A 26,027-nucleotide genomic window follows, 5' to 3' on the forward strand; every position below is an offset into this window, starting at 1 on the left:
TTTTAATTAAATACTAAGGTCTTAACAATGACTGGAAGGACGGCTCCTTCTGCCACTGGTAAACCGATATCTACATAATCACCGTTTTCTACTTTGACCGAGTCAAGACAGATAAACGGATAGTCTTTTGGCAGATGGGCACTTAAGGCATGCCCTAAAGCTTTCGCCATGTCTTCATCCACCATAACAATAATGGGAATTTGTTCAGCAACTAAACTAGCTAATCCTTCCACAATCCCTTGACCATAGCGTTGAATATCAGCAAATGTTGGATTACTCATGCCTCTAATTGCTAGGGCAATCTGGGGCGTTTCTTCAATACGATGCCAATTGAGTTTTTCTTGGATTCGTTGGCCTAATTCTGTCACAGTAAGGGTTTCATCCTCTTGCGCTAATTTTAGAATTGGGATATTTTTTACGGGCAAAATTTGCTCACGGTAAGCGATCGTGCTTCCGCTAATTTCAGCAGTGTGTGAACCTGCTCCGACGACCGTTGCTCGGATTGTTTCTGCGCTTTCTAAGACTTCTTTTTCCGAAAAAATCAGTGACTTTCTCAGATATTTTCCTAAAAGCAAGCCGATGTCCCCATATTTAAAGAGATTCGTACTTGTCGTATTTAAGCAATCAGCCACACCACCAGAAAATGTTACAATTGGTAATTCCTCACCTTTTCGTAGTGGATAATTGGTTACTAATAACTGGTAGAACGGACTTAGTGTCCCCAAGCCAATGCTATTTTCTAACACGGCAACTAATTCCGAAATAATTGGCAGTAAGTTTTGTTCGGTGGCTTGGTCACCAAGGTGCAAGGTTAGCCCTTTTTTATTTATAATTTCTTGAATTTTCGGAGCTATATAGGTGATTTTTTGTTGTTGATCTAATTTAATTAAGCGTCCGCCAATGTCAAAACAAGCCGTGTCAATCACTTCACCATCTTTAAAGACAGCTAAATTTGTCGTTCCACCACCAATGTCTAAATTAACCACTGGTTTGCGTTTCGTCTCAGAATAGGTTTGAGCGCCAGCGCCTTTTCCGGCAATGATACTTTCTAAATCGGGACCAGCCGTAGCAACGACAAAATCACCTGCATAGCCACTAAGTGCTCGTAGCACATTGTTGGCATTGCTTTTTCGAGCAGTTTCACCTGTGATAATTACCGCACCCATTTGAATATCTTGTTTATGAATGCCTGCTTGGCGATATTGCTCCGCTACAAACGCTTTGATAGGTTCTGCATCAATTTCTGATTGGTTAAGTAAGGGTGTAAAGATAATGTCACTTCGGTAAATGACTTTTTTATCAGAAATGCTGATACGTGGTACTGTAAACGCAGAGGCAAAATTTTCAACAGTTAATTCTGACAAGACTAATTGGGTTGTAGACGTCCCTAAATCAATCCCTACGGTTAAAAGTGTTTCCTTCGACATCGCCTGACTCGCCTCCTTTTGCATACAAAAAGGCACTTAAAGAATCGTTAGAAAATTTCTTTCTACTTTTCTTTAAGCGCCTTTGCTTAATCAATGAACAACATCACTGGTGTTCTGTTCGAAATAGAAACAGGTTTTAGTTCCCTGTTTATTGGATTCAATTGTAATTTTTCCTTTTAATTTATCTTTTACGTAGCTTTTGACAATCATCAAACCTAAACTGGTCTCGTTACTTTGATGAACGTCATAGCCTTTACCATTATCTGTAACAGTAATGGTAATCATTTTATTATCTAATGTTCCACTAAGTTTAACAACGCCACTTGTTTGTGGCTCAAATGCGTGATCAAAAATATTTTGTAATAGTTCGTTGACAACAAGGGAAATGGTGACCATTTGTTCGCTAGAAACCATAATGGCTGGATCAACATCCATCATCATCTCAATGGGTTGTGCGCCTTGAAAAAGATGTCTAAAATTATACATCACTGCTTCCAATGTTTGCCGTAAAGCAACGTCATCTTTGACTTGTTTTGACAGCAATTCATGGGTGGCTGCAATCGCCATAATTCGATTGACACTTTCATGAAGGACTTTTTTTGCTTCGGGGCTTTGCGTTCGCCGTTCTTGAATACGCAATAAGGAAACCACCGATTGCAAGTTATTTTTAACACGATGATGAATTTCACGAATCGCAACAGATTTGGAAATAATTTCCGCTTCTTTTTCTTTAAATTCTGTATTGTCTTGAATAATCATAATCAGTTGTTCTTCTGATGCCAACCACACTTTCCGAACCTTAAAATAATAATTAAGGTAGGTCGTTTTGCTTTCAATTGGTTGATTACTCATTTTATATTTCATTTGATACAACACATATTCAAAAGTTGTATAATCGATGGACAAATTGTCATAGCTCATTCCAATGATATTGTCCCGATAACCAAGTTTGCGATAAAGCTCTTGTGCATTGTGATTGGTAATTAATAAGTGACCCGCCGCATCAAAAATCAAAACGGCTTCTGCCAATTGATCAATAAATAATGCGTCGACTTGACTAGTTGATTTCGCTACTTTTGCTAACTGGCAGTTATTTAGCTCCTCTTTTTGTAAGTCCGCTTGAATCTCTTCATCTGCCGCAATCTCGACAATAATGACACCAATCGTTCGATGTTCATTGCGAATGGGATAGATATTTTGCTTAATCAAACGATTTTCCTGAGTCACTGCTAACAAACCAATGCTATTTAAGCTAGTTTGCATGGTACGCAGAACACCAGGTTCATTTTTTAATAAAGCTTCCATCCCGACGACATCTCCGCTATATAAAGAAGTTGTCTTCGCAGGCGGCTTATGATAAACGACTAGTGCTTGCTGTGACATTTCCTTATACACATCAATAAAAACATCTGCACTTTGATAGAGTGTCGTCGAAGAAAGATAACGTGCTGTACGTTGTAATTCTTTAATGTCTGATTCTGAAAGATTGGTATATTGGTGACATAATTGCTCTAATCGTTTCATTTATTCATCATCCATTACAATCAATTCTGCAATTTCACTCATACGTGCGCGTTTGTTCATACTTAACGTACGCAACATTTGGTAGGCTTCTTCTTCCGATATGTGATTTTCTTTTACAAGAATACCTTTGGCTTTTTCGATAATTTTACGTTCTTCTAATTTTAAACTTAATTTATCGATTTGATTTAGTAACAGCTGCGTTTGTTTGCCTCGTTCAATGCTCATTTCAATTGTAGGTATTAATGATTTTTCATCTAGAGGTTTAACTAAATAACCCAGTGCGCCTAATTTTTTAGCCTTGTCCGTATTTTGTACGTCACTGTATGCAGATAAAAAGACAATACTACTGGCTAGTTGGTCTTGAACAATTTTTTTACCTGCTTTTAGACCATCTAAAATTGGCATTTGAATGTCCATTAATACTAGGTCAGGTTGTGTTTTTTTACATACTTCAATTGCTTCAAAACCATCGGCTGCTTCACCGACTACTTCGTACCCTGCTTCTATCACAATATCACGAATATCGAGTCTCGTAATAGGTTCATCATCGACTATTACAATTCGTCCATCCATTTTCTTCACGCCCTTGTCCTTTCAACGCTATGTTCTGGTAATTTTACAAGTTACAGAAAAGTTTAAAATCTGTTGTAAACCTTCAATCACCGCTTGTAAGGCTGCTTCCACTGAGCTTACGTCACCAGAAATGACTACCGATCCAGAAAAACGATCAATAAAACCGATTTGGATATCTCCGCTTTTAGTCGCAATATCAACAGCGATAATTGCCGCTTCGCTCGGAGTGATTGTCAAAATACCTAGTGCATTGCTGGTGCCTTCTGGCAATCCTAATTTTGTATAAATTTCTTTATTAGGACTAGCAATGATGTGCGCTAACGTTACTTGTTTCCCAGGAACATATTCTTGAATCATTCGTTGTTTTTCTTCCAACCAGACTCGCTCCTTTAATTTAGCAAATAAAAAATCCTCAATAAAAAACGTAAAGGTTCCACTTTCGCTTTCTACTAAGGAGCTTCTTTGCTCTTAAATTTTGAAGCACGCCGTTGTGCTACCCACATTATATGTTATCGATTTCATCCTGTCAATCGCTTATAAGATAGAATTTAAAATTTTTGTCACTTCTGCTGCTGTTGGTTGGACAGGATTTGTTTTGGTGCAGCCATCCATCAATGCGCCTTCAGCTATTTTTTGGATCGCAGCTTGGACTTCTTCTTTTGGTAAACCATAATCACTAAAAGTGGCAGGCATGTTTAATTTGTGACGGAGTTGCTTGATTTGTCGAATAAATTGTTGAACACCAATCCGTGCATTGGTTGTCTGTGTATCATTTAGACAATTTGCTAACTGCGCATAACGTTTGGCTGTTGGTTCGTTGGTGACTTTGCCATTCGCTAAGCCACTGTTATATGCAATGACTTCAGGTAAGAGCATTGCATTCATTCGTCCATGTGGCACATGTAAACGCGCACCGGCCGCATGAGCAATGCCGTGATTTAAGCCTAATGAAGTAACATTAAACGCCATCCCTGCCATACATGAAGCTAAATGCATATTTTCACGAGCTTCTTGGTTGCTACCCTCATTAAAGGCTATTTCTAAATTGTCGAATACCAGGCGAACGACTTTTTCGCACAACGCATCTGAAATCGGATTTGCTTCTGTTGAAACATACGCTTCAATAACATGCGTTAAGACGTCCATTCCTGTATCCGCTGTGATTTTTGGTGGCACACTCATCACTAAATTTGTATCTAAAATCGCAATTTCTGGTTGAATTTCATCCGTTACAAGCGGGATTTTCGTGCCAGTTTCTGCAACCGTAATCACTGAAAAATTCGTAACTTCTGAACCAGTTCCACTAGTTGTAGGAACCGCAATAAACTCAGCAATCTGAGTTTGCAAAGTACGTTTGCCAAAAAATTTCATTGCTTTGGCCGCATCAATAGCGGATCCCCCACCTAAAGCTAATATCGTATCTCCTTGAAATGTCGCTAACTGCTTAATTCCCGCAGCAATCTTATCAATTGGTGGATCGGGGATGATATCACTAAAAATTTGCCATTCACTTTTTGTTAAATGCTTTGTCACTTCATTCACAAATCCAGAGTCAACCATGAATGGATCTGTGACAATGAAAACACGTTTATCATGAAGTGTTTCCAAATTGGCTAATGCGCCTTCTCCTACCCATAGTTCGGTAGGGAAATGAATTGTTTTCATCTCAATTCCTCCTTAATAAAATACAAAAAGACACTTCAAACAAACGAAAAATCATCTGTCTGAAGCGTCTTTGCTTCCTTATGTATACGCCATTGTACACGAAACCTTATCCATAGAGTAAAACGCCTTTAATTAATTGTCAATAAAAAAAGGGAATATAGCAGTACGTCATTGTACCTGAAATCTCCTTCAACATTGAAAGACCAGCCCAAAATTCCCAAAAGCACTTCCTCGTGCCATTAATTGGATTAATACAAATATCTTGGGCTGGATTTTCAACACAAGCGTTGTTAAGAAACATCCTGTTTTGCCTCGAAACAGCATGCCCAATAATGAAAAAATGAAAAGACCTGACTTAAAAGCAACCTTGCTTCTTCACAGTGGCGGGACCGTGCCAGATTCTCACTGGCTTCCATTCATATTTTTCATAAAATATTCGTTTAATCTATCTGAAATTTACCATAAGTTTTTTAGAAAAGCAACTGTTTACAATCCATCTTCTTTAATTTTATGGAAAACCTTTTCGCTTCGTTCATAAAAAACATCAGGTCGTTGTGCTTGAACATTTAAATAGCGAGCCAACGCATAAAAATAATCTGATAAACGATTGGTAAAAATTAATACCTCTTCGTTAATTTTGGCTGTCCAATTTAAACGAACAATGATGCGTTCTGCGCGCCGTGCAATCGTCCGAGCCACATGAACCATACTGGCTGCTGAGGTTCCGCCAGGTAAAATAAAACGATCAATATCTGGTGATTGTGCAGTGTAGAAATCAATCCGCTGTTCTAGCCAATGCACACTTTCCTTTTGTAATTTAAATGGTCGTTGTGCTTCAATCGGTGTTGACAAATCTGTTCCCGCATCAAAAAGTAAATGTTGTAAAACTTCTAGTTCTTCTTTAATTTCTTGATTTTCTTGTGAAAGTTGGCTGATAATATAGCCGACCCAAGAATTCAATTCATCAATTGTTCCATAACTTTCAACTCGATCAGAATCCTTAGCGACGGTTGAGCTGCCGACTAATTTCGTCATTCCCTTATCGCCAGTTTTTGTATAAATTTTCATTCTGCTTCATCCTCCTCTAAATAATCTACTAATTCTTGCAAGCCAATTTTTTCAACAGAAGAAATTTCAAAAATTCTTGTTGCACCCGCACTTTTTAATTGTTGCCGAACAATCTCTAACTGTTGAGAATCTTGTGCTAAATCAATCTTGGTTAAAATACCAATGATTTCTTTCGGGAAAATACTACCAAATCCTGGTGAAAAAACTTGTTGTGTTTCTACAGCACTTTGGACCAAACCGATCACATCTGCTTCTGCCGCTGTGACGTTTAACGCATTATAATATTGCCGATGCAAAATAAACTCGCCCGGTGTATCAATCATTTCTGCATGAAATTCCACCGCCTGTGTTTTATCATAAATTAATTCTTTGCCTTGCAGAGCTTGACATAACGTGGTTTTTCCACACCCGATAGCTCCCATTAAAATGATTCGTTTCATCGCTACCTCCATAAAAAAGGAGCCCAAAGCAAGTACCATTACGTACTTAGTCTTGGGCTCCTTTGCCGATTTGTTAAAACACGCCATTGTGTTTCTGATTCTTTGCCTTTATCTTACCTGTTTCCAAAAAGCTTGTCAAAATTATTGAATAGTTTCCCAAACTTTATGTTGTTTCTGAAAATAGGAAACAATATCTGTTTCAAAAATCGTTTGTAAAAATTCTTTTGAAGCCAACGTTTGAAAATCACCTTGCGCGGCCACTTTCCCTTGCTTCATAAACACAATTTTTTCACTTAGCGTTAACGCTAAACGGATATCATGAAACACCCCGATTAACGTTTTCCCTTCTTGCGCACTCCACTCATTTAACTGCTGAATCAATTCTTGTTGATACCGAATATCCAAATGATTATTGGGTTCATCCAATAAAATAATTTCTGGATCTTGTACAAATAATTTAGCCAAAAATACTCGTTGTTGTTGTCCTCCTGAAAGCTGATTGACAACTTTATCTTTTAAAGGCAATAAACCCGTGCGTTCTAAATAATAAAGGACTCGTTCTTTTTCTTGTTTAGAAACAATCGGTAAAAAACGTTGTGCTTGTTGTCGATACGCCCCCATCAAAACTGTTTCGTAAACCGTATAATCAAAAGCAACTGTCGTGAATTGACTCATCATCGCTACTTTCGTTGCCAATTCCTTCCGCTTTTGTCCATGAACTTCTTGACCATCAATTAAAACAGAACCACTATAAGGGACAAGTCCGGCAATCGTTTTTAAAAGTGTCGTTTTACCGCAACCATTTGGACCTAAAATACAAGTTTTACTACCTGTCGGAAAAACGAGGGAAATATCTTTTAAAATGGGGGTTTGTTGGAGCGTTACAGCTGTTTCTTTTAATTCAATCATGCAGCAACGCCCCTTTTTTTAAAGTAAATATACAAGAAGAATGGCGCTCCAATCAAGGCTGTTACGGCCCCGATGGGAATTTCTCTTGGTGATAAAATCGTGCGAGCAATTGTGTCCCCTATTACCATGATGGTCCCACCTAAGATTGCTGAACCGGGAATCAGCCAGCGATGAGTCGCCCCTAGATAGCGACGGACAATATGTGGTGCTATTAAATCAACAAAACCAATCACACCGACAAATGAAACCGCACTTCCTGCTAGTAAACTAGCCAAAAGAATAATGCGTAGTTTTGCTGTTTTGACTTCTACTCCCGCTAACATCGCATGTTCTTCTCCTAAGCCAAGAACATCCAATGCGTTGGCATCAAACCAAAGAAACAGACTGCTGACAAGCAAGATTGGACAATAAATAGCAATTTTTTGCCAATTACTGCCAGAAAAACTACCCATTTGCCAAAAGACTAATTGTTTCAAATAATCTTGGAAAAGTGCTGTAATCAACGTCAAAATAGCACCGACAAACAAGGTCATAATCATCCCCACTAAAACAACTGTTTGATTAGACATTTGACTATCCATTGTTTGCGTAAATAACAAAACTAAAAAGACCGTTGCTAAGCCAAAGATAAAACCAGTTAAAGGCAATAAAAATGCCCCTGAGATCGAAGCAGTTACTCCAGTTACCATGATTAACGCAGCGCCTAAGGATGCTCCCGCTGATACGCCCAAAGTATACGAAGAAGCTAAAGGATTACCTAAGAGTGATTGCATCACCGTGCCACTTACTGCTAAGCCTGCGCCCACGAGATAGGCCATCACGACACGCGGTAACCGTACATTCCAGATGATTCCCTCTAAAATCCCGTCTTCTGAAACCGTCTTTTTCACTAAAATTTGAAGCAAATCCGTAAACGAAATCTGAACACTTCCAATTTTAATACCCAAAAAGAGCATGCTCATACTGATCAAGAGCATCAGTATGAGACACGTTTTTTTACTCATCTTTTAAATCCTTGTATTCCTCTGGATAAACAGCTTTTGCCATTTGTTTTAATGCTTTGGTAATGTGGTTATTTGGTAAAGAGCTAGACATGTTATCGATTTCGAAAACTTCTTTGTTTTGAACTGCTGGAACGCTTTCCCAGTTTTTACGAGCTAAAATTTCTTTGGCGGGATCTTTCATATAGTTAACATTGGTTAAAATGACTTCTGGTTTTGCAGCAATGGCCGCTTCTTCTGTCACTGGTAACCAGCCTTTTTCATTTGCCAAAACATTTTTTGCCCCAATTGTTTCAATCATTTCATTTAAAAATGTCCCATTACCAAAACTATAAATGTCTGGTAAGGCAGCCACTTCAAACAAAACAGTTTTTGGTTTTTTAATAGTTTTCCCAATTTTCGCTACTTCGTCGATTTCTTGATCCATTGTTTTGATTAACTTTTGTCCTTTTTCATGTTCGGATAAGCTATCCGCGATGAATTGGACGTCTTCTTTGATTGCTTTGATGCTTGTACTAGTGGGGATATTAACGACTGTAATTCCAGCATCTTCCACTTGTTTCCAAACACTTTCTGAGCTAGCTAAATTGATGTCATTCACATAAACAATTTGTGGTTTCAAGGCAATCAATTTTTCGGCATCGACAGCCATCATATCCATTTGTGGTAATTTTTTTAAATCAGTCATCATTGTGCTACTTTGAGTATCAACTGCGATTAATTGGTCGGTTTTACCTAAGTCTTCAATCACTTCTGTTGTTGAAGGCACTAGAGAAATAATTTTGGTTGCTTCTTTGGGTAAAGTAATTTCTTTGCCGCTACGGTCTTTGGTTGGTAACGTTACTTCTGTTTTTTCAGAAGAGGTAGTTGCTTTCTTTTCCTGTTTACCACACCCTGCTAAGCCAAGTGTTGCTACTAAACCTAAAGTCATCATTGTTAAAGTAAATTTTTTCATTTTTTCATCCTCGCATTCGTCTATTTTATTTTGGGGAAAATTTTCTGAAATGAACCTCCTTTGTCTCAACGTCAAAACAATACAAAAAAACCACTTTTTTCTCCAATAGAAAAAAAGCAGTCACTTAACTATGCTAATGATATACTCAGCCAGTTATCTTCAAAGCCCCTTCTTTTTCCTACAAAAGAATGATTAGACTTATCAAGCCGGTATCCTGACTTAGCTTCTTCTTACTCCCAATCCTTCCAGAATAATCTGTGGTCTTATTGGTTTCATCCACCATACAGTAGGTAGGTCTGTAGAGGATTCGCACCTCTTTCCCTGACACTTCATAAGTACATATATATTGTATCTTCGTTGATAACTAATTTTCAAACCAGTGATTAGACGTCTTTGTCTAATGACACACATTTATTATAACGGTTATCAACCATTTGTCAACGCTTCCTCAAGCAAAAGAAAAACTTTTCTTGTTTTAGTTATTAGACGTTGTTCCGTTTTTCTATTCATGATAAAATAAATCCTAGTTTGAATAAGAAAGAGGTTAACTTGATGAAAATCGTCATTTTGTTACTTGTTGCCTATTTATTAGGTTCGATTCCCTCAGGTGTTTGGATTGGCAAACTTTTCTTTAAAAAAGATATACGCCAATTTGGGAGTGGGAATACAGGAACAACCAATACATTTCGTGTCTTAGGGAAACCTGCCGGAATTACGGTATTATTAATGGATATCTTGAAAGGAACGTTAGCCACTTCATTACCCTATTTGTTTGGTTTACAAGGCGTGAATCCGCTCTTCTTTGGGGTAGCAGCTGTTTTAGGGCATACCTTCCCTATTTTTGCCAATTTCAAAGGTGGTAAAGCCGTAGCCACTAGCGCTGGCATGTTATTAGCATACAGCCCCACATTTTTTATTTATTCTGCTCTTATTTTTGTGATTTGTCTGTATCTAACCAGTATGGTGAGTTTAACAAGTATGATTAGCGCTGTACTAATTACACTTTCTACTATTATTTTGCCTTTCACTGTCCCAGCTATTTTACCAACATTTAACTGGTTATTAACCGTGATTGCGATTGCTTTGACTACTTTTATCTTTGTCCGTCATCGTGAAAACATTCAGCGAATTAAAAATGGAACAGAAAGTCGCCTCTCTTTTGGCTTACGTGCAAAAAAATAAAGAAAAAGGCTGTGAACAAATAATGTTCACAGCCTTTTTCTTTATTTTACACTAATCATATACTGTGTTTTAAATAGTTCGTTAGCTGGTAATTTATTGATGCCAAATTTTTCAGCAAGTTGGCCAGTTACGTCGACAGCATCAGCAATCCCGCACCAAGGTTCGATACAGACAAAAGGCGCTTCTTTCGGTGTCGGTGACCAAATCCCCACAAAAGGCATTTCTGGATAACTCAAAGTGACTTGATGGTCACTTTCGTCTGTGGCAATCGTAATTGCTGTTTGACCTTTTGTTTCAAAAATCATTGCATCATTTTCAAATAATTGATGCGTTAAGTCAAAGCTGGTATTCGTTTGGGCTAGCGTTTTATTCGCTAAATCAATAAACGGGCCTGCTAAGGGAATTTGTGTCCGTGATTTTTTAGGTGAAAAACTTAGATAATAGTCTTCAAATGTTAGTGAAGATTCTAAAGGTACATTAAAGGCGGGATGACCACCAATCCCAAAATACATCTCTTCTTTCCCTGTGTTTTCTACTTGGTAGTTTACAGTCAATTCTTGATGTTCTAATGTATAAGTAATCACTAGTTCAAAATCAAAAGGATACTTCTTCTTGGTTTCTTTTGTTGATTTTAGTGAAAAAGAAACTTCTTCTCCACCTTTTTCAATCACATCAAATACTTGATCACGAGCAAAACCATGTTGAGTTAAATGATACGCTTGATTTTGGTACATATACGTATCTTCTTTTAGACGACCGACAATCGGAAAAAGTACGGGCGCATGGCGGGCCCAAAATTCAGGATTTCCTTGCCAAATATATTCAATGCCGGTTTCTTTTGATTGTAAACTTACTAATTCTGCTCCTTCTTCAGCAAATGTTGCGATTAGAAATTCATTTTCAATTTGTACAGTCATTGCGTTGTCCTCCTAGTTGATACGAGCAATTGCTTATTTTTCCAACTCTTTAATAAATTGTTGATTTAACACTTTTAAATAAGTCCCTTTCATACCAAGAGAACGTGATTCAATAATTCCAGCTGATTCTAATTTTCTTAAGGCATTCACAATTACGGAACGAGTAATGCCTATTTCGTCTGCAATACTTGAAGCAGTTAAACGACCTTCTTCACCATCTAAGGCTTCAAAAATGGCATGGACGGCTTTTAATTCACTATAGGAAAGAGTGTTGATGGCCATTTGCACGGCAGTCGCACTGCGAACTTCTGCTTCAATTGTTCTGGATTGATGATACAAAATTTGCATGCCGACAACGGTCGCACTATATTCAGCTAACACTAAATCATCCTCGTTAAAGGATTTTTCAACACGCGCTAAAATAATCGTACCCAAGCGTTTGCCAGCACCGTACAAAGGCACAATAGTGGTTAACCCAAACGGATACAGCTCTCGTGATTCAAAAGGAAATGCAGTTAAATCACTGTCTATTGGAATATTGGCTTCGGTTACTTTGAGCATATCCACGGCCTCGGTGTATCCTTGAGGAAATTTTTTCTCTTTAAACATATTTTTGATACGGGCATTATTAACATCTAATTTTTCAGTATACCCCAACAAATCCCCTGAACTGCTAATAATATACGCATTACTTTCTAAAATATCCCCTAAAATCATTGCCATTTTGTTGTACGGAAGTTCTGCTTGTACGTCAAACAGATTGTTTTTTTGCAAAAGCTCGTTCACTTGACGTGTTTTTTCTAATAATGTAGCCATCTTTTCTCCTCCAGCCTTTTTTATAAGATGTAACGACTTAAATCTTCATTTTGAACAATGTCATTCAATTTTTCATTGACATATGCTTCGGTAATCGTAATTTCACCCATTTGCATATCTGGTGCTTCATATAATAAATCTTCTAATAAACGTTCTAAAATTGTGTGTAAACGACGCGCCCCAATATTATCTGTATCACGGTTTACATCATAAGCGATGTGTGCTAACCGTTCAATTGCTTCTTTTGTAAAGATTACTGAAACATTTTCTGTGCCAATTAATGCTACATATTGTTTAATTAAAGCATTGTTTGGCTCAGTTAAGATACTTACGAAGTCATCCGCCGTTAAATCATCTAATTCAACTCGAATTGGGAAGCGGCCTTGTAATTCTGGAATCAAGTCACTTGGTTTTGACAAGTGGAAAGCACCTGAAGCGATAAATAAAATGTGATCCGTTTGTAAAGGACCATACTTCGTGTTAACTTGGGAGCCTTCAACAATCGGTAAAATGTCTCTTTGTACTCCTTCACGAGAGACTTCGCCCGAATTTTGTTGGCTTTTAGAGGTGATTTTATCAATCTCATCGATAAAAATAATTCCGCTTGATTCAGCTAAACGAATCGCTTCACTATGAATATCAGCATCATTGACAATTTTTGCTGATTCTTCTTTCACTAATAAGTCTTGTGCTTCTTTCACCGTTACAGTACGTTCGATTTTTTTCTTAGGTGACAGAGCGCCTAACGTTTCATTTAAGTCGATGCCCATTTGTTCTAGGCCATTGTTCATAGCTGGCATCGTTTTCTTCGGTTCTTCAATTTCAATTGTTACTTCACGATTATCTAATAGACCTTTTTCCAGCTGTTCCAAAATTGTTCGGCGATTCGCTCGAATATCTTCCGTTACTTCTTCTTGTGCTTCTTGCTGTTGCTGAGCCATGTTAAACATGTTCATCATTTGTTCAAATTGATTACCGCCAGCCTGTTTTTGTTCTTTTTTAATTCCAGGCACTAATACTTTGACTAAACGTTGATTGGCCTTTTTCAAGGCTTGCGCATACACGCGACTGTATTGTTGTTTTTCAACAATTTGGATCGCATTTTCTACTAAATCCCGAACCATTGATTCGACATCCCGACCGACATAGCCGACTTCTGTAAATTTGGTTGCTTCAACTTTTACAAAAGGCGCATTGACAATTTTTGCGAGACGACGAGCAATCTCAGTTTTACCAACACCTGTTGGTCCAATCATTAGTAAGTTTTTAGGCGTAATATCTTGTTGCATATTTTCTTCTAATTGCAAGCGACGATAGCGGTTACGTAAAGCTACCGCCACTGATTTTTTGGCAGCTTGCTGTCCAACAATATATTGATCTAGTTCTTTGACTATTTCTTTTGGTGTTTTGTTTAATTCATTCATGGATTTTCCCTCGCTTATAATTCTTCTACAATGATATTATGATTCGTAAATACACAGATATCTGCAGCAATATTTAAGGCATTTTTAGCAATCTCTTTCGCTGGCATTTCTTTATCACCAAAGTTTTTCATGGCTCTTGCAGCGGACAAAGCAAAATTACCGCCAGAACCAATTGCTAAAATACCATCGTCTGGTGTAATGACTTCCCCAGTTCCTGAAACTAAGAGCATTTCTTCCTTATTCATCACAATCAGCATAGCTTCTAATTTTTGCATAGACTGTTGTGTCCGCCACTCTTGGGCTAACTCAACCGCAGCTCTCGTTAAGTTTCCGTTGTATTCATTTAATTTTCCTTCAAACTTTTCTTCTAATGTAAAGGCATCTGCCACACTTCCTGCAAAACCGACAACGACTTCATCATTGTAAATACGGCGCACCTTTTTGGCTGTACCTTTCATAACGACAGATTCGCCCATTGTTACTTGGCCGTCACCAGCCATTGCAAATTTTCCATCTTTTTCGACTGCACAAATTGTTGTAGAGTGAAATTGTGATTCAACCATTATTGTTCCTCCTAGACGTTTACCTCCATTATGCACGAGGATGAAACGTTCGATAATTTTTTTGTAAACTTTCTTTTGTCACATGCGCATATATCTGAGTTGTTGATAAATTAGCATGTCCTAATAATTCTTGAACTGTCCGCATATCGGCGCCATTATTTAATAAATGTGTCGCAAATGTATGGCGTAACATGTGGGGATGAATTTCCGCATTTAATGAACTTTTTTTAATTAGTTGGTTTAAGACATATTCAATCCCTGTTGGCGTGATTTGTTCACCATGATGATTAACAAAGACATACGGATGTTTTTTTTGATATTTTGCCATTAATAGCGCGCGGCCATTCTCTAAGTAATCCTTTAAGGCGTCTTGTGCAAATGAACCAAAAGGCACATAGCGGTCTTTATTTCCTTTTCCGTGAACCAATAAAACAGAAGTTTGAAAGTCAACTGCGTCCACCGATAAGTTCGCACATTCACTGACCCGAATGCCAGTTCCATACAGAACTTCTAGCAACGCTTGATTTCTCAAATCAAGCGGTTGCTCCCCTTGTGCGCTCTCAAATAATGCATCCATTTCTTTTTCATAAAAAAAACGGGGTAATCGTAACTGTTTCTTTTTCATATGAACATAGGAAAAAGGATTTTCTTGGATTGCTTCATTTTTTAATAAGAATTGATAAAAAGAACGCAAACTAGCAATTTTTCGACTAATCGAATTGCGGCTATATTCCTGATCGTATAATTCGCTCAAATAAGCCCGAACATCCAAATGTTCTACAGTCAAATAATTGTCATTACCTGAAGTCTTTAAAAACGAAAAAAAATGTTGTATATCTTCTTGATATGCTTTTTTTGTTTTTTCTGAATAGCCTCTTTCGACAATAAGATAACGAGCAAATAACTCAGGCCAATTCTTTTCTTCCATGTGATAGCCCTCCTCATTCGATTACAAAGTAACTTTAGCATAACCTTTTTCAAAAGACAATTAAGTTGTCAGAATTTAATCAATATTTCTAAATATGTTCACAATTTTAACTATTCTTTAGCTTTTGTTATTTTTTTCTAAAAATTAAAAGACTGAGTATCATCGCATTTCTTAGCAATGATGCTCAGTCTTTTCTCATATTTTTTCTAATTTAGTCTAAAGATTGGATAACTTGAGCTTGGACATCTAAGGCCCGATTAGCAATTGCTTCATAGCGTTCTTTTTTGTCACGAATTCGTTCAGGTAACTCTGGGAAAAGCCCAAAGTTTGCATTCATTGGTTGGAAATGTTTGCCTTCTGCATGTGTAATATAATAAGCCATACTTCCTAAAGTCGTTTCGCGAGGGAATTCAATCGGCTCTTCCCCTTTGGCAAGACGAGCTGCGTTAATACCTGCAAGTAAACCACTTGCCGCGCTTTCAACATATCCTTCAACACCAGTCATTTGTCCAGCAAAAAACAGATCGTCACGTTTTTTTGATTGGTAGGTTGGTTTTAGCAACTCTGGAGAATTCATAAAACTATTACGATGCATGACGCCATAGCGAACAAATTCAGCATTTTCTAATCCCGGAATCATACGGAATACTCGTTTTTGTTCGCCCCATTTTAAATGCGTTTGGAAACCAACAATATTGTATAAAGAAGCTGCAGCATTGTCTTGACGTAATTGAATTACAGCATAAGGGCGTTTACCTGTTTTAGGGTCTTCTAGTCCGACAGGTTTCATTGGGCCAAACAACATGGTTTTAATGCCACGTTGCGCCATTACTTCAATGGGCATACAGCCTTCGAAAAACTTCTCTTTTTCAAACGTGCGTAAAGGAACCACTTCTGCATTGACTAGTGCTTCATGAAAAGCATTGAATTCTTCTTCAGTCATCGGACAGTTTAAGTAAGCCGCTTCGCCCTTGTTATAACGAGATTTTAAATAAACTTTATCCATGTCAATTGTTGATTTATCAATAATTGGTGCTGCTGCATCGTAAAAATAAAAGCCTTCAGAACCATTAAATTCTTGAATTTTTTGAGATAAGCTTTCAGAGGTTAAGGGACCCGTTGCAATAATTACAATCCCTTCCGGAATATCGGTGATCTCTTCATTTTTGATTGTAATTAATGGATGACTTTTAATTTTTTCAGTGATTGTTTCAGAAAAAGAATCACGGTCAACTGCTAAGGCGCCGCCAGCTGGTACAGCGGTTTGATCTGCACTACCAATAATGATTGAATTTAAACGGCGCATTTCTTCTTTCAAAACACCTACCGCATTGGTTAAACTATTTCCACGTAATGAATTAGAACAAACTAACTCTGCAAAATTTTCTGTTTGATGCGCTGGTGTCTTTTTGACAGGGCGCATTTCATATAAATCAACTGGTACGCCAGCATTGGCCACTTGCCATGCCGCTTCACTTCCGGCTAAACCGGCACCAATAATTGTGACTTTTTTTGTCATGTATAAAAATTCCTTTCTATGTCAAGAAGTTAAGAGCTGTCTCTTACAAACTCAATTCATTTTACTAAAAGAGAAGACCGAAGTAAATTCTTCGGTCTCAATTTTTCTTATTTTTGGACGTTTTCTTCATAATCGCCATTGATACAAACGACTTGTTTGCCGCCTTTAACTTTTTTCTCTACTAAATATTGCCCACATTTTGGACATGGTCGGCCTACTGGTTTGTCCCAAGAAGTGAAGTCACACTCTGGGTACCGACTACAGCCATAGAAAATCCGATTTTTCTTTGATTTCCGTTCAATAACTTGTCCTTCGTGACACACAGGACACGTCACGCCAATTTCTTTGACAATCGCTTTTGTATTCCGACAATCTGGGAAATTACTACATGCATAAAATTTCCCGTAGCGACCCAGTTTAATCACCATTGGATGTCCACATAGTTCGCAGTCAAAACCTGCTGGTTCATCTTTAATTTGGATTTTTTCAATCTTTTCTTCGGCATTTGTTAATTCTTTTTCGAAGGGCTTGTAGAAACGATCGACAACTTCAACCCATTTTTCTTGACCTTCACCGACTTTATCTAAGTCCGTTTCCATTGTCGCTGTAAAATGTGTATCGACAATTTGTGGGAAAAACTCTGAAACTAGAGAATTCACAATTTCACCTAATTCCGTTGGTTCAAACCGTTTATTGGTTAACTTCACGTAATAACGCCGTTGAATGGTTTCTAATGTTGGCGCATACGTTGATGGTCGGCCCACACCATTTTCTTCTAAAGTCCGGATTAACGTGGCTTCACTAAAACGAGCCGGTGGTTGAGTAAAGTGTTGTTTCGGTTCGATATCGACCGATTTAACAACGTCACCTTCCACTAATTCAGGTAAAATATTTTCCTTGTCTTCTTTACCATCATCGCGTCCTTCAACATATACTTGCATAAACCCTTTAAATTTCACTTTGGAGCCATTGGCAATAAACGTTACGCCGTTTTGTTGAAGCGTGACCTTCATGGTATCTAAAATCGCTGGTGTCATTTGACTAGCAACAAAGCGCGACCAAATAAGAGTATATAATTTTAATTGATCTTTATCTAAATACTTCTTCATTTCATCGGGTGTTCTTAAAACGCTTGACGGACGAACCGCTTCATGGGCATCTTGTGCACCTTGCGTATTTTTTGCTTTGCGGCCGCCATGTGCTGAGAACTCATCTCCGTAGGTCTTTTCAATGAATTCAGCAGCTTCTGCTTTGGCGGAATCGGCAATTCTGGTTGAGTCTGTACGCATGTAGGTAATCAGCCCCACAGTGCCTTGTTTCCCTAAAGCAATTCCCTCATACAATTGTTGCGCAACCATCATGGTTTTACGGGTACGGAAATTTAATTTACGTGCCGCTTCTTGTTGTAAACTACTGGTTGTAAAAGGTAATGCAGGATTACGTTTCCGTTCTTTTTTCTCAACTTTTGTAACATCGTAATCTTTACCGTCAATCCGAGAAGTGATTTCTTTCACCGCTTCTGCATTTGGTAATTTTTTCTTTTTACCATCTACGCCCCAGAAATTTGCTTTGAATTTCTTGCGACCTTTTTGAAAATTCCCATCAATGCTCCAATATTCTTCAGGTTTAAATTCTCGAATTTCATTTTCTCGATCAATAATCATTTTTAAAGCAACAGATTGCACACGACCAGCACTCAAGCCTTTTTTGACTTTACGCCATAAAATAGGACTAATCGAGTATCCAACTAAACGGTCTAAAATGCGCCGTGCTTGTTGTGCATCAACTAAATCAACGTTGATGGTTCTAGGTTCTTTAAATGCCGCTTTTACCGCTTCTTTAGTGATCTCGTTGAATACCACGCGGTTTTTATCTTTTAAATCAAGGCCAAGAAGATAAGCTAAATGCCAAGCAATTGCTTCACCTTCTCGGTCCGGATCGGCTGCGAGATAGACTTTTTCCGCTTTTTTTGCAGCAGCTTTTAAACTTTTGATGACATCGCCTTTTCCGCGAATCGAAATATAATGAGGTTCATAATTATTTTCAATATCAATCCCCATTTTACTTTTTGGTAAATCGCGAATGTGACCAACACTGGCAACCACCTTGTAGTTTCTTCCTAGATATTTTTCAATTGTTTTGGCTTTGGCAGGTGATTCTACAATCACGAGATACTTATAGGCCATTCAATTAGCTCCTTTCGCGTTCGCTTTCCTACTATATAATATATGTAAAAAACGCACAAATCGTAATACATCATATGCTATATAGAATAGGTTTGTCAAGACTAGGCTTTCTAACATTTCTATCATTTCTGTTTGACTGTCCGAATTTATAAATAAAAAATGCCTATGATTTATAGATTTTATCCTAAAGCATTAAAATACCCAAAACATTCCAAATAAAATGAGTCAAGACAGCAGCTTCAAAGCGACCCGTGCGTAGATAGACCCAACTTAAAGCTAAACCCATGCCCCAATAAATAACAAAACTACCTATATCTGTGGGTGTGTGTACAAGTGCAAATAAAATAGAAGAAACGAGTATTCCTATTTTTGAAGCTGGCTTGAAAAACGCTTGAATCCCGACACGAAAAATTCCCTCTTCAAAAATTGGTCCAATCACACCTGCAAAAATAAGTATAAGCCCTTTAGGAATGGCTTGAACAATTTCTTCAACACTTTGTTGGTTAGAGGTCGTCTCTAGTCCTTCCAGACGTAATAAGAAATCACCAAGTATTCCCACACAAAAGATTATCACCAAACCTAACAAGACCACTGGCAAGGTTTCTTTGATTCCTAAAAAAGTCCAAGTTATGAGCTTTTTCTTTTTCAAAAAAACAACAAATAGATAGACGAAATAGGCACCAAGTCCAACAGCCACTAATCCACTAACAAAGCGAAACCAAAAGTTTTCTGTAGAAACTTGAACAACTGAGACCATCATCAAAGGAATTTGATCCAAAACCAAAAAGCCCAGTAGCTGCATACCAAACAACCATCTTTTCCTAACAACCGTTTCCATTTAGACACTCCTAACTGCCAACCAAAAGATTAAAATCTGATTAAATAGTACCGAAGTGAACGTAGGTTGTCAATTCACAATTAGTAAAAGTCACAATTCTTCACAAATATCATCAATTGTCTGAACACATTTAGCGCCGTCCTGAATTAATTCATGGCAGCCTGTTGAAAAAGACTGGAAAATACTTCCCGGTACGGCAAATACCTCGCGCCCGTAATCCATCGCCGCTTGTGCAGTAATTAAAGATCCACTATTCTTACGTGCTTCCATCACGCAGACCCCTAAAGATAATCCAGCAATAATGCGATTACGTGCAGGAAAATGATATTTTTTCGGCCCACTTCCATTCACATATTCTGTTAAAACAAGCTGATTCTGCTTCATAGTTTGCTGTAATTCTTTCTTTTCATACGGATAATATACATCTAATCCAGTGCCTAAAATTCCAATTGTCTGACCCCCGCTCTGGATGGCCATCTCATGGCTACGACTATCGATACCTTTGGCAAGACCGCTGACGATTGTGAACCCTTCTTTGACTATTTTAGGAACCAGAGCTTCAGTCACTCTTAACCCATACGAAGTGGCATAGCGAGCGCCGACGATGCCAATTTTCCTTCTGCTTAACAATTGTAAATTTCCTCTATAAAAAAGAATTGCTGGTGGATTATAAATTTCTCGTAATAATTTAGGATAGACGGCATCTAAAATTGTCATAAATTGGTGTTGGCATTGTCGTATATATAACGCTTCACTATGAATCGTATGGTGTAACCAAGATTGTTCAAATAATTCACGATATTTCTTGATTTCAGCAATTCTAATAATTTCTGTACTGGAAAAATCAACACGCTTTTGTGCGATAGCTTCTTGTAATACTTTTAAGATACCTAAATTGCCAATTCCTTGGCATACCGCTAACTTGAATAATAATTGTCGTTGTAAAATTTCCAACAAAAAACACCTCTTTCACATCTTCTTAAAATAAGAATACGTAAAAAAAGTGTTTTATTTTTAAATCATATCTTTTATTGGCGCAAAAGTACGTCGATGAATGGGTGTTACACCGTATTTTTCTAACCCGAGAAGATGTTCTTTTGTTCCATAGCCTGCATTGTTTTTAAATCCGTATCCAGGATATAATTCATCATATTCTTCCATTAATCGATCTCTTGTTACTTTTGCAATAATACTGGCTGCTGCAATTGAAATGGACCGTGCATCCCCTTTAATCAAACTTTCTTGTGGTTGGGGAACGTCTAACTGCATTGCATCAATTAATAAATAATCTGGTGTAAAAGCTAAATCGTCAATTGCCATTTTCATCGCTTGTTTAGTTGCTTGATAAATGTTAATCTGATCAATGACTCCTTGATCAGCGATACCTAACCCGATAGCGACAGCCTGTTCTTGAATCTGGTTATATAGCGTTTCCCGTTTTTTAGCAGATAGCTTTTTTGAATCATTTAAGCCTAATAATTGACAATCCTTCGGTAAAATAACTGCAGCTGTCACAACAGGACCAGCTAATGGTCCGCGGCCTACTTCATCAATTCCCGCAATTAAACGATGGCCTTTTTTATAGGCCGCTTCCTCAAATTGACTCATTTCTTTAAAAAGTTGCCACTCTTTTTCTTTGGCTAACTGGCGACGTTCCCACTGTTTGATAGCTTGTTGCACTCCTGAACGTTCATCTTCTCGCCAGCTTGCTAATCGTTCATCGGTTGCATCAGTGACAGTTAACAACGCTTCTTTGATTGCTTGAATCGACTCTTTTGCCATGTTATTCGTCTCCTAGTTCTTCCCAGCGGTCCAAAGTATACGTGCCTAATTTTCCACTGCGAATTTCTAAAATAATCATTTCGCTGGCTCGATTATAATCATCTCTAAAACCACGTTTTTGGCTAATTAACATCAACTGTTCTGGGGCAGGTAAAAATAGCTCTTCCTCTGTTAAGCCATATCGTTCTGTCAAACGTTGCGGATAAAAAAGTGCAAAAAATTCTAATCCATAAATCGCCAAATCATCTAAATGCAATAATTGATCTTTTATAGCGCCAGTTAAAGCTAATTTTTTCCCAATTTCTTCATCTTCAAATTTTGGCCAGAGAATTCCTGGTGTATCCAGTAATTCCAATTGGGAACCAGAGCGTAACCATTGTTGTCCTTTTGTCACGCCTGGCTTGTTCCCAGTTTGCGCAATTTTTTTTCCGACTAAACGGTTCATTAAGGTTGACTTACCAACATTGGGGATCCCAATACACATTGCGCGAATTGCACGCGGTTTCAAGCCTTTCGCCTGTTCACGAGCCAATTTCTCTTTTAACGCTTCCTTGGCTGCTGGCACAATTTTATTGATTCCTTTATTTTGTTGGGCATTGATGACTAGGGTTTGGTACCCTTTCTTTTGAAAGTAATGTTGCCATTTTTTATTTTGGTCGTTATCTGCTAAGTCCCCTTTATTTAAAAGGACTAATCGTGGTTTTTGTTGGACAATTTGGTCCATCATTGGGTTACGGGAAGAAAGCGGTAACCGCGCATCAACTAGTTCAAATACAATATCGACATATTTGATTTTTTCAGAAACTTCTCTTCTTGCTTTGGCCATATGGCCGGGAAACCATTGAATGGTCATAATCTGTTCAAATCCCTTCTTTAACACATTGTTTCTTTGATTCAATTCTTCAACGAGTCCTGTGTCCCGCGTAGATTCTTGCGAAAAAACACCTTCTCTAGTTTAACATATTTTTCACGGATTTGATTTATTTTCTGCAGTGTTCTTTAAAAAACAAAAAAGCTGAAACAAACTCACTTTGGATTTTGTCTCAGCCTTGTACACTGGCAAAGTATAGAAAGAAGTAGGTCAAGCTCTTCTCAAGACCGACTCAAGAGTATTTCTGTTTTTACTTGTTATTTAGCATGAAGTAAATTTTCTTTACAATGAATTAACTCTGTTAAAAACTGACAGTACGGTGTAGCAATCCCATAAGCTTTCCCTTTGCGAACAATTGCTCCATTGATATAATCAATTTCGGTTAAACGATGATTGGTTATTAAGTCCTGATACATCGATGGATGGTGCAAACCAATTGTTTCTCGATTATAACACGAGCGGATTTGTTGAAGAACTGCTTGTTTATCTAACGTAACTTGTTCCACTTCAGCGACTGCTAAAAATTCATTAACTATTTGTTGAACAATTAGATCTGCTTGCTCTGTTTCGCCAAAGTCTGCCATATTACAATCCAACAAAGTACATAAACCATTCATTGTTCCATTTACGCAAGCCTTCTTATAAATGGATGATAAAATATTCTCAGAATAACGTGCATTTAAGCCAGCGTTATTTAATACCTTAATGACTGCTTCTGCCGCTTGTTCACTTTGCGCCCCTAAATTTTGTAAATCAATCGAACCATTACCAAATAATTTTACTTTGCCCGGTCCTTCTAACCCAGCGGTCCACATTGTGTTTCCTAATAAAATATTTTCGTAAGGCACGTATTTTTTGATAATATCTTCGTGCCCAATTCCATTTAACAAGCATAAAACTTTCGTATTTTTATTAAGGAAATGTTCTAATGCTTCAAGCATTCCTTCCAGTTGCATTGCTTTTGTAAATAGGATAACTAAGTCTGCTGTAAAATCGATGCTTGCTACTTCTGTCTGAGGATAGATAGGAATTTTAGCGGTCACCACTTCGCCATTAAAATCAGCAACTAACCCGTTTTTTCTTATTGCTTCAATATGTTCTGGCCAACCATCAACAAAAATAACGTCATTTCCTGCTTGATGTAACATTAGTCCAAAGCGACTGCCCATAGCGCCAGCCCCTGCGATAATAATCTTCATTTCTTTTCCTCCGTTCAATTTTTTATTTTTAGGTAAAAATCTGCTAAGAAAATCTCTATCTCTTACTTTTATAGCAATAAAAAGGCAAAACATATGTTATATTATAAGTGATCTATTTGTTATTTTTTATCCAAACACATTTGTGTAAGCGCTTTTAAAAAGAAAGGGAGTTTCTGATGAATATTCAGCTTTTAAAGTACTTCATTGAAATTGTTAATACCCGCAGTTTATCGGCGGCCGCTCGCAATTTATTTGTCACCCAACCAACACTTTCTTTAGCATTGAAAAAAATGGAATCTGAGTTAGGCACAGCGTTGTTTGATCATTCTGATCAACCGTTTCAATTGACCGATACTGGTGTTTATTTATATGAACATGGCCAAGAAGTTGTTTTTCAATTCGATCAATTGGTAACAGATATTCGTGAAATGAACCAGAAACCAGTTAAAAAGCAATTGCGTTTAGGCTTAACTACTTTATTTGCTGTACAATTTATGAAAGAAATTTCACGATTTTTAACAACCCATCCACATGTGAATTTAATATTACAGCAAGATGGCTCGCCAAAATTACAAACGATGTTAGCGAATAAAGAAATTGATATGGGACTAATTTCTTTCCCAAATACCTTACCTGAAATTATTCATATTGAACCTTTAGAAACGACTACCAAAGGCTACCATGTTTATGTCGTGGTACCAGAATCAAATCCTCTCTCCCAATATGAAAAATTAACTTTTAAAGATTTGAAAGATCAACGATTTTCATCGTTAAGTGATAATTTTATGATTGGTCGCCTACTACTAGATCGGACTCGGAGCTTCGGTTATGAGCCGAATATCATTTTGCATAACGATGATTTACAAGTACTTCTTTATAGTTTACAAAAAAATAATTCGATTTGTTTGCTGCCGATTGAATATTATGAAGTGGGAAAAAGTCAGGGACTGAAATGGATTCCTTTAAAAGATAAGTTTGACTATTTCCCCATCGGCATTGCTTTGCGCCGCGATTTTAGTATGACAGAAGATGTTAGAGATTTTATCCAAATCATTAAAGAAAATTAATGGATAATCTAGCCTTGATAAGCAAAGACGACTTTACTATCATAAAGTTTCAACACTTTTTCAAATAAGAATTTTGAGAATAAACCCGCGACAATTGGAACAACAAACCAAGAAAAGAGTAAGGGTAAGATCCCTAAGCCCGCATCCAATGAAGCAAGTGGCCCCACGAGTCCAACCAAGCCAAATCCAGCCGATTGTGGGGTTCCTGAAATGTTGAATAGAACCACAGGAATTGCTGAAATAGTCGCTGTAAATAAACAAGGAATTAAAATAATTGGGTATTTAAATAAGTTAGGCATCATCATTTTCATACCGCCCAAAGAGACAGCCAGTGTCACTCCTGATTGGTTGACATTCCAAGAATTAATCACAAGAACAACAGTTGTGGCTGCAATTCCCATTGCAGCAGCACCTGCAGACAAGCCATTCAACTGAATCGCCAAACCGATTGCCACAGTAGTGATTGGTGAAATAATCAGTGCAGCAAATGAACAAGCAATTAAAATACTCATGATAATTGGCTGGAAATCAGTAAAATTGTTAATCACTTTCCCGATGGCGACCGTGATTTGTGTCACATATGGGTAAATCAACATGCCAAACAAGCCTGCACCTACTCCAACAACGATCGGTAAAGCAATGATTTCCACTGAACCGAATTTTTTATCGATGACTAATAAAAGTAAGACTGCAACAGAAGCGGTAATCATAATATTAATGATGTCACCAGTGCCTGCACCAATAAAGCCTTTCACTTCTGAATTAAATTTAATCACGCCAGAGCCAGCAAATGCTGCACCGCCAGCAATCATCATTTTTTGTGGCGTTAAGCCAAATTGAAAAGCAATCAGTCCACCAATAATTAAAGGGGTGGCTAGTTGGAAAATTTGCGCCGCATGAATAATCATTTCGATAATCTTGTATTCTGCAAAATATTTTAAAATGGCTCCTAATACAGCATTGGGAATTAAGGCGATAATGGTGCCGGAAGCTGTTCCAGCTAACACTTTGTTAAAAAATATTCTTGGGGTTAATTGAGCATCCAGTTTATCAGTGGGCATTTTCAACACTCCTATTGATTATTTTTGTTTTTTTAGAACAAGTTTGAGAATGATTGAACTTTCTATTAGATAAAGAGCGGCCTCAAAGAAGAGCGCTTATTTCTTTGAGGCG

25 protein-coding genes and 2 riboswitches are annotated in these 26,027 nt (G+C 37.6%); of the genes, 2 read left to right on the plus strand and 23 right to left on the minus strand.

Annotated features, from left to right (window positions below; genetic code table 11):
- Positions 1-2 precede the first annotated feature (2 nt).
- From eutA to AB3I72_RS01425, 10 genes are all read right to left on the minus strand, one after another.
- The gene (eutA, locus tag AB3I72_RS01380; protein WP_368023439.1) at positions 3-1,451 is read right to left on the minus strand and encodes an ethanolamine ammonia-lyase reactivating factor EutA; all 1,449 of its coding nucleotides are present in this window, start codon (positions 1,449-1,451) and stop codon (positions 3-5) included.
- Positions 1,452-1,517: 66 nt separating this feature from the next.
- Positions 1,518-2,951: a sensor histidine kinase gene (locus tag AB3I72_RS01385; RefSeq protein ID WP_002357504.1), complete on the minus strand. Its 1,434-nt coding sequence runs from the start codon at positions 2,949-2,951 to the stop codon at positions 1,518-1,520.
- A complete protein-coding gene (locus AB3I72_RS01390; RefSeq protein ID WP_002357503.1) occupies positions 2,952-3,524 on the minus strand; it encodes an ANTAR domain-containing response regulator in 573 nt (190 codons plus the stop codon).
- Positions 3,525-3,551: 27 nt separating this feature from the next.
- Complete coding sequence (eutS, locus tag AB3I72_RS01395) at positions 3,552-3,899, minus strand: ethanolamine utilization microcompartment protein EutS (RefSeq protein ID WP_002345864.1); 348 nt, start codon at positions 3,897-3,899, stop codon at positions 3,552-3,554.
- 159 nt (positions 3,900-4,058) lie between these two features.
- Complete coding sequence (locus AB3I72_RS01400) at positions 4,059-5,189, minus strand: 1-propanol dehydrogenase PduQ (protein ID WP_368023440.1); 1,131 nt, start codon at positions 5,187-5,189, stop codon at positions 4,059-4,061.
- Positions 5,190-5,481: 292 nt separating this feature from the next.
- A riboswitch (adenosylcobalamin (AdoCbl) riboswitch) is annotated at positions 5,482-5,631 on the minus strand.
- Positions 5,632-5,675: 44 nt separating this feature from the next.
- On the minus strand, positions 5,676-6,257 hold the full coding sequence (locus AB3I72_RS01405) for a cob(I)yrinic acid a,c-diamide adenosyltransferase (RefSeq protein ID WP_347495843.1): 582 nt from the start codon (positions 6,255-6,257) through the stop codon (positions 5,676-5,678).
- The gene (locus tag AB3I72_RS01410; protein WP_010707557.1) at positions 6,254-6,697 is read right to left on the minus strand and encodes a EutP/PduV family microcompartment system protein; all 444 of its coding nucleotides are present in this window, start codon (positions 6,695-6,697) and stop codon (positions 6,254-6,256) included. The genes AB3I72_RS01405 and AB3I72_RS01410 overlap by 4 nt, the downstream gene beginning before the upstream one ends.
- A gap of 141 nt (positions 6,698-6,838) precedes the next feature.
- On the minus strand, positions 6,839-7,606 hold the full coding sequence (locus tag AB3I72_RS01415) for an ABC transporter ATP-binding protein (RefSeq protein WP_002365688.1): 768 nt from the start codon (positions 7,604-7,606) through the stop codon (positions 6,839-6,841).
- Complete coding sequence (locus tag AB3I72_RS01420) at positions 7,603-8,610, minus strand: FecCD family ABC transporter permease (RefSeq protein ID WP_368023441.1); 1,008 nt, start codon at positions 8,608-8,610, stop codon at positions 7,603-7,605. The genes AB3I72_RS01415 and AB3I72_RS01420 overlap by 4 nt, the downstream gene beginning before the upstream one ends.
- Positions 8,603-9,631, minus strand: coding sequence for an ABC transporter substrate-binding protein (locus tag AB3I72_RS01425; RefSeq protein WP_002382345.1), 1,029 nt, complete (start codon positions 9,629-9,631; stop codon positions 8,603-8,605). Before AB3I72_RS01425 ends, AB3I72_RS01420 begins: the two co-directional genes overlap by 8 nt.
- Positions 9,632-9,748: 117 nt before the next feature.
- Positions 9,749-9,920, minus strand: a riboswitch (cobalamin riboswitch).
- 194 nt (positions 9,921-10,114) lie between these two features.
- Between AB3I72_RS01425 and plsY the strand changes: the two genes are divergently transcribed.
- Positions 10,115-10,744, plus strand: a complete 630-nt coding sequence (gene plsY / locus AB3I72_RS01430) for a glycerol-3-phosphate 1-O-acyltransferase PlsY (protein ID WP_002360243.1) — start codon at positions 10,115-10,117, stop codon at positions 10,742-10,744.
- 41 nt (positions 10,745-10,785) lie between these two features.
- Here the strand turns inward: plsY and AB3I72_RS01435 are convergent, their stop codons facing one another.
- The 12 genes from AB3I72_RS01435 to AB3I72_RS01490 form a co-directional block, all read right to left on the minus strand.
- The gene (locus tag AB3I72_RS01435; RefSeq protein WP_368023442.1) at positions 10,786-11,661 is read right to left on the minus strand and encodes an aldose 1-epimerase family protein; all 876 of its coding nucleotides are present in this window, start codon (positions 11,659-11,661) and stop codon (positions 10,786-10,788) included.
- 33 nt (positions 11,662-11,694) lie between these two features.
- Positions 11,695-12,477, minus strand: coding sequence for a GTP-sensing pleiotropic transcriptional regulator CodY (codY, locus tag AB3I72_RS01440; protein WP_002357492.1), 783 nt, complete (start codon positions 12,475-12,477; stop codon positions 11,695-11,697).
- Positions 12,478-12,497: 20 nt separating this feature from the next.
- Positions 12,498-13,901, minus strand: a complete 1,404-nt coding sequence (gene hslU / locus AB3I72_RS01445) for an ATP-dependent protease ATPase subunit HslU (protein WP_002408464.1) — start codon at positions 13,899-13,901, stop codon at positions 12,498-12,500.
- Positions 13,902-13,915: 14 nt separating this feature from the next.
- Positions 13,916-14,464, minus strand: coding sequence for an HslVU peptidase proteolytic subunit (gene hslV, locus AB3I72_RS01450; RefSeq protein WP_002357489.1), 549 nt, complete (start codon positions 14,462-14,464; stop codon positions 13,916-13,918).
- Positions 14,465-14,492: 28 nt separating this feature from the next.
- The gene (gene xerC / locus AB3I72_RS01455; protein WP_368023443.1) at positions 14,493-15,392 is read right to left on the minus strand and encodes a tyrosine recombinase XerC; all 900 of its coding nucleotides are present in this window, start codon (positions 15,390-15,392) and stop codon (positions 14,493-14,495) included.
- A gap of 211 nt (positions 15,393-15,603) precedes the next feature.
- On the minus strand, positions 15,604-16,911 hold the full coding sequence (gene trmFO / locus AB3I72_RS01460) for an FADH(2)-oxidizing methylenetetrahydrofolate--tRNA-(uracil(54)-C(5))-methyltransferase TrmFO (RefSeq protein ID WP_002357486.1): 1,308 nt from the start codon (positions 16,909-16,911) through the stop codon (positions 15,604-15,606).
- A gap of 107 nt (positions 16,912-17,018) precedes the next feature.
- The gene (gene topA, locus AB3I72_RS01465; RefSeq protein ID WP_002357484.1) at positions 17,019-19,097 is read right to left on the minus strand and encodes a type I DNA topoisomerase; all 2,079 of its coding nucleotides are present in this window, start codon (positions 19,095-19,097) and stop codon (positions 17,019-17,021) included.
- A gap of 184 nt (positions 19,098-19,281) precedes the next feature.
- Positions 19,282-19,935 carry a CPBP family intramembrane glutamic endopeptidase gene (locus AB3I72_RS01470; protein WP_002381873.1) on the minus strand — a complete coding sequence of 218 codons (654 nt, stop codon included), beginning with the start codon at positions 19,933-19,935 and terminating at the stop codon, positions 19,282-19,284.
- 90 nt (positions 19,936-20,025) lie between these two features.
- Positions 20,026-20,889, minus strand: a complete 864-nt coding sequence (dprA, locus tag AB3I72_RS01475; RefSeq protein ID WP_002393384.1) for a DNA-processing protein DprA — start codon at positions 20,887-20,889, stop codon at positions 20,026-20,028.
- 60 nt (positions 20,890-20,949) lie between these two features.
- Positions 20,950-21,717 (minus strand): ribonuclease HII, encoded by a 768-nt coding sequence (locus AB3I72_RS01480; protein WP_002369352.1) that lies wholly within the window; start codon positions 21,715-21,717, stop codon positions 20,950-20,952.
- Position 21,718: 1 nt separating this feature from the next.
- Positions 21,719-22,570, minus strand: a complete 852-nt coding sequence (ylqF, locus tag AB3I72_RS01485; RefSeq protein WP_368023444.1) for a ribosome biogenesis GTPase YlqF — start codon at positions 22,568-22,570, stop codon at positions 21,719-21,721.
- A gap of 275 nt (positions 22,571-22,845) precedes the next feature.
- Positions 22,846-23,787: a 2-dehydropantoate 2-reductase gene (locus AB3I72_RS01490; RefSeq protein WP_368023445.1), complete on the minus strand. Its 942-nt coding sequence runs from the start codon at positions 23,785-23,787 to the stop codon at positions 22,846-22,848.
- Between the two features lie 176 nt (positions 23,788-23,963).
- Here AB3I72_RS01490 and AB3I72_RS01495 point away from each other — a divergent pair, with 176 nt between their 5' ends.
- Positions 23,964-24,854 carry a LysR family transcriptional regulator gene (locus AB3I72_RS01495; protein ID WP_002357478.1) on the plus strand — a complete coding sequence of 297 codons (891 nt, stop codon included), beginning with the start codon at positions 23,964-23,966 and terminating at the stop codon, positions 24,852-24,854.
- Between the two features lie 8 nt (positions 24,855-24,862).
- Here the strand turns inward: AB3I72_RS01495 and AB3I72_RS01500 are convergent, their stop codons facing one another.
- A complete protein-coding gene (locus tag AB3I72_RS01500) occupies positions 24,863-25,915 on the minus strand; it encodes a PTS sugar transporter subunit IIC (RefSeq protein ID WP_002384478.1) in 1,053 nt (350 codons plus the stop codon).
- Between the last annotated feature and the right edge of the window lie 112 nt (positions 25,916-26,027).

Source organism: Enterococcus sp. GC34, from assembly GCF_040886645.1.
Taxonomy (GTDB): domain Bacteria; phylum Bacillota; class Bacilli; order Lactobacillales; family Enterococcaceae; genus Enterococcus; species Enterococcus faecalis.

Bases quoted from the DNA above. Each gene is read 5' to 3' on its own strand.
- eutA (WP_368023439.1), bottom strand. From the start codon at position 1,451: ATGCAAAAGGAGGCGAGTCAGGCGATGTCGAAGGAAACACTTTTAACC.
- AB3I72_RS01385 (WP_002357504.1), bottom strand. From the start codon at position 2,951: ATGAAACGATTAGAGCAATTATGTCACCAATATACCAATCTTTCAGAA.
- AB3I72_RS01390 (WP_002357503.1), bottom strand. From the start codon at position 3,524: ATGGATGGACGAATTGTAATAGTCGATGATGAACCTATTACGAGACTC.
- AB3I72_RS01400 (WP_368023440.1), bottom strand. From the start codon at position 5,189: ATGAAAACAATTCATTTCCCTACCGAACTATGGGTAGGAGAAGGCGCA.
- AB3I72_RS01405 (WP_347495843.1), bottom strand. From the start codon at position 6,257: ATGAAAATTTATACAAAAACTGGCGATAAGGGAATGACGAAATTAGTC.
- AB3I72_RS01410 (WP_010707557.1), bottom strand. From the start codon at position 6,697: ATGAAACGAATCATTTTAATGGGAGCTATCGGGTGTGGAAAAACCACG.
- AB3I72_RS01415 (WP_002365688.1), bottom strand. From the start codon at position 7,606: ATGATTGAATTAAAAGAAACAGCTGTAACGCTCCAACAAACCCCCATT.
- AB3I72_RS01420 (WP_368023441.1), bottom strand. From the start codon at position 8,610: ATGAGTAAAAAAACGTGTCTCATACTGATGCTCTTGATCAGTATGAGC.
- plsY (WP_002360243.1), top strand. From the start codon at position 10,115: ATGAAAATCGTCATTTTGTTACTTGTTGCCTATTTATTAGGTTCGATT.
- AB3I72_RS01435 (WP_368023442.1), bottom strand. From the start codon at position 11,661: ATGACTGTACAAATTGAAAATGAATTTCTAATCGCAACATTTGCTGAA.
- codY (WP_002357492.1), bottom strand. From the start codon at position 12,477: ATGGCTACATTATTAGAAAAAACACGTCAAGTGAACGAGCTTTTGCAA.
- hslU (WP_002408464.1), bottom strand. From the start codon at position 13,901: ATGAATGAATTAAACAAAACACCAAAAGAAATAGTCAAAGAACTAGAT.
- hslV (WP_002357489.1), bottom strand. From the start codon at position 14,464: ATGGTTGAATCACAATTTCACTCTACAACAATTTGTGCAGTCGAAAAA.
- xerC (WP_368023443.1), bottom strand. From the start codon at position 15,392: ATGGAAGAAAAGAATTGGCCTGAGTTATTTGCTCGTTATCTTATTGTC.
- trmFO (WP_002357486.1), bottom strand. From the start codon at position 16,911: ATGACAAAAAAAGTCACAATTATTGGTGCCGGTTTAGCCGGAAGTGAA.
- topA (WP_002357484.1), bottom strand. From the start codon at position 19,097: ATGGCCTATAAGTATCTCGTGATTGTAGAATCACCTGCCAAAGCCAAA.
- AB3I72_RS01470 (WP_002381873.1), bottom strand. From the start codon at position 19,935: ATGGAAACGGTTGTTAGGAAAAGATGGTTGTTTGGTATGCAGCTACTG.
- AB3I72_RS01480 (WP_002369352.1), bottom strand. From the start codon at position 21,717: ATGGCAAAAGAGTCGATTCAAGCAATCAAAGAAGCGTTGTTAACTGTC.
- ylqF (WP_368023444.1), bottom strand. From the start codon at position 22,570: ATGACCATTCAATGGTTTCCCGGCCATATGGCCAAAGCAAGAAGAGAA.
- AB3I72_RS01490 (WP_368023445.1), bottom strand. From the start codon at position 23,787: ATGAAGATTATTATCGCAGGGGCTGGCGCTATGGGCAGTCGCTTTGGA.
- AB3I72_RS01495 (WP_002357478.1), top strand. From the start codon at position 23,964: ATGAATATTCAGCTTTTAAAGTACTTCATTGAAATTGTTAATACCCGC.
- AB3I72_RS01500 (WP_002384478.1), bottom strand. From the start codon at position 25,915: ATGCCCACTGATAAACTGGATGCTCAATTAACCCCAAGAATATTTTTT.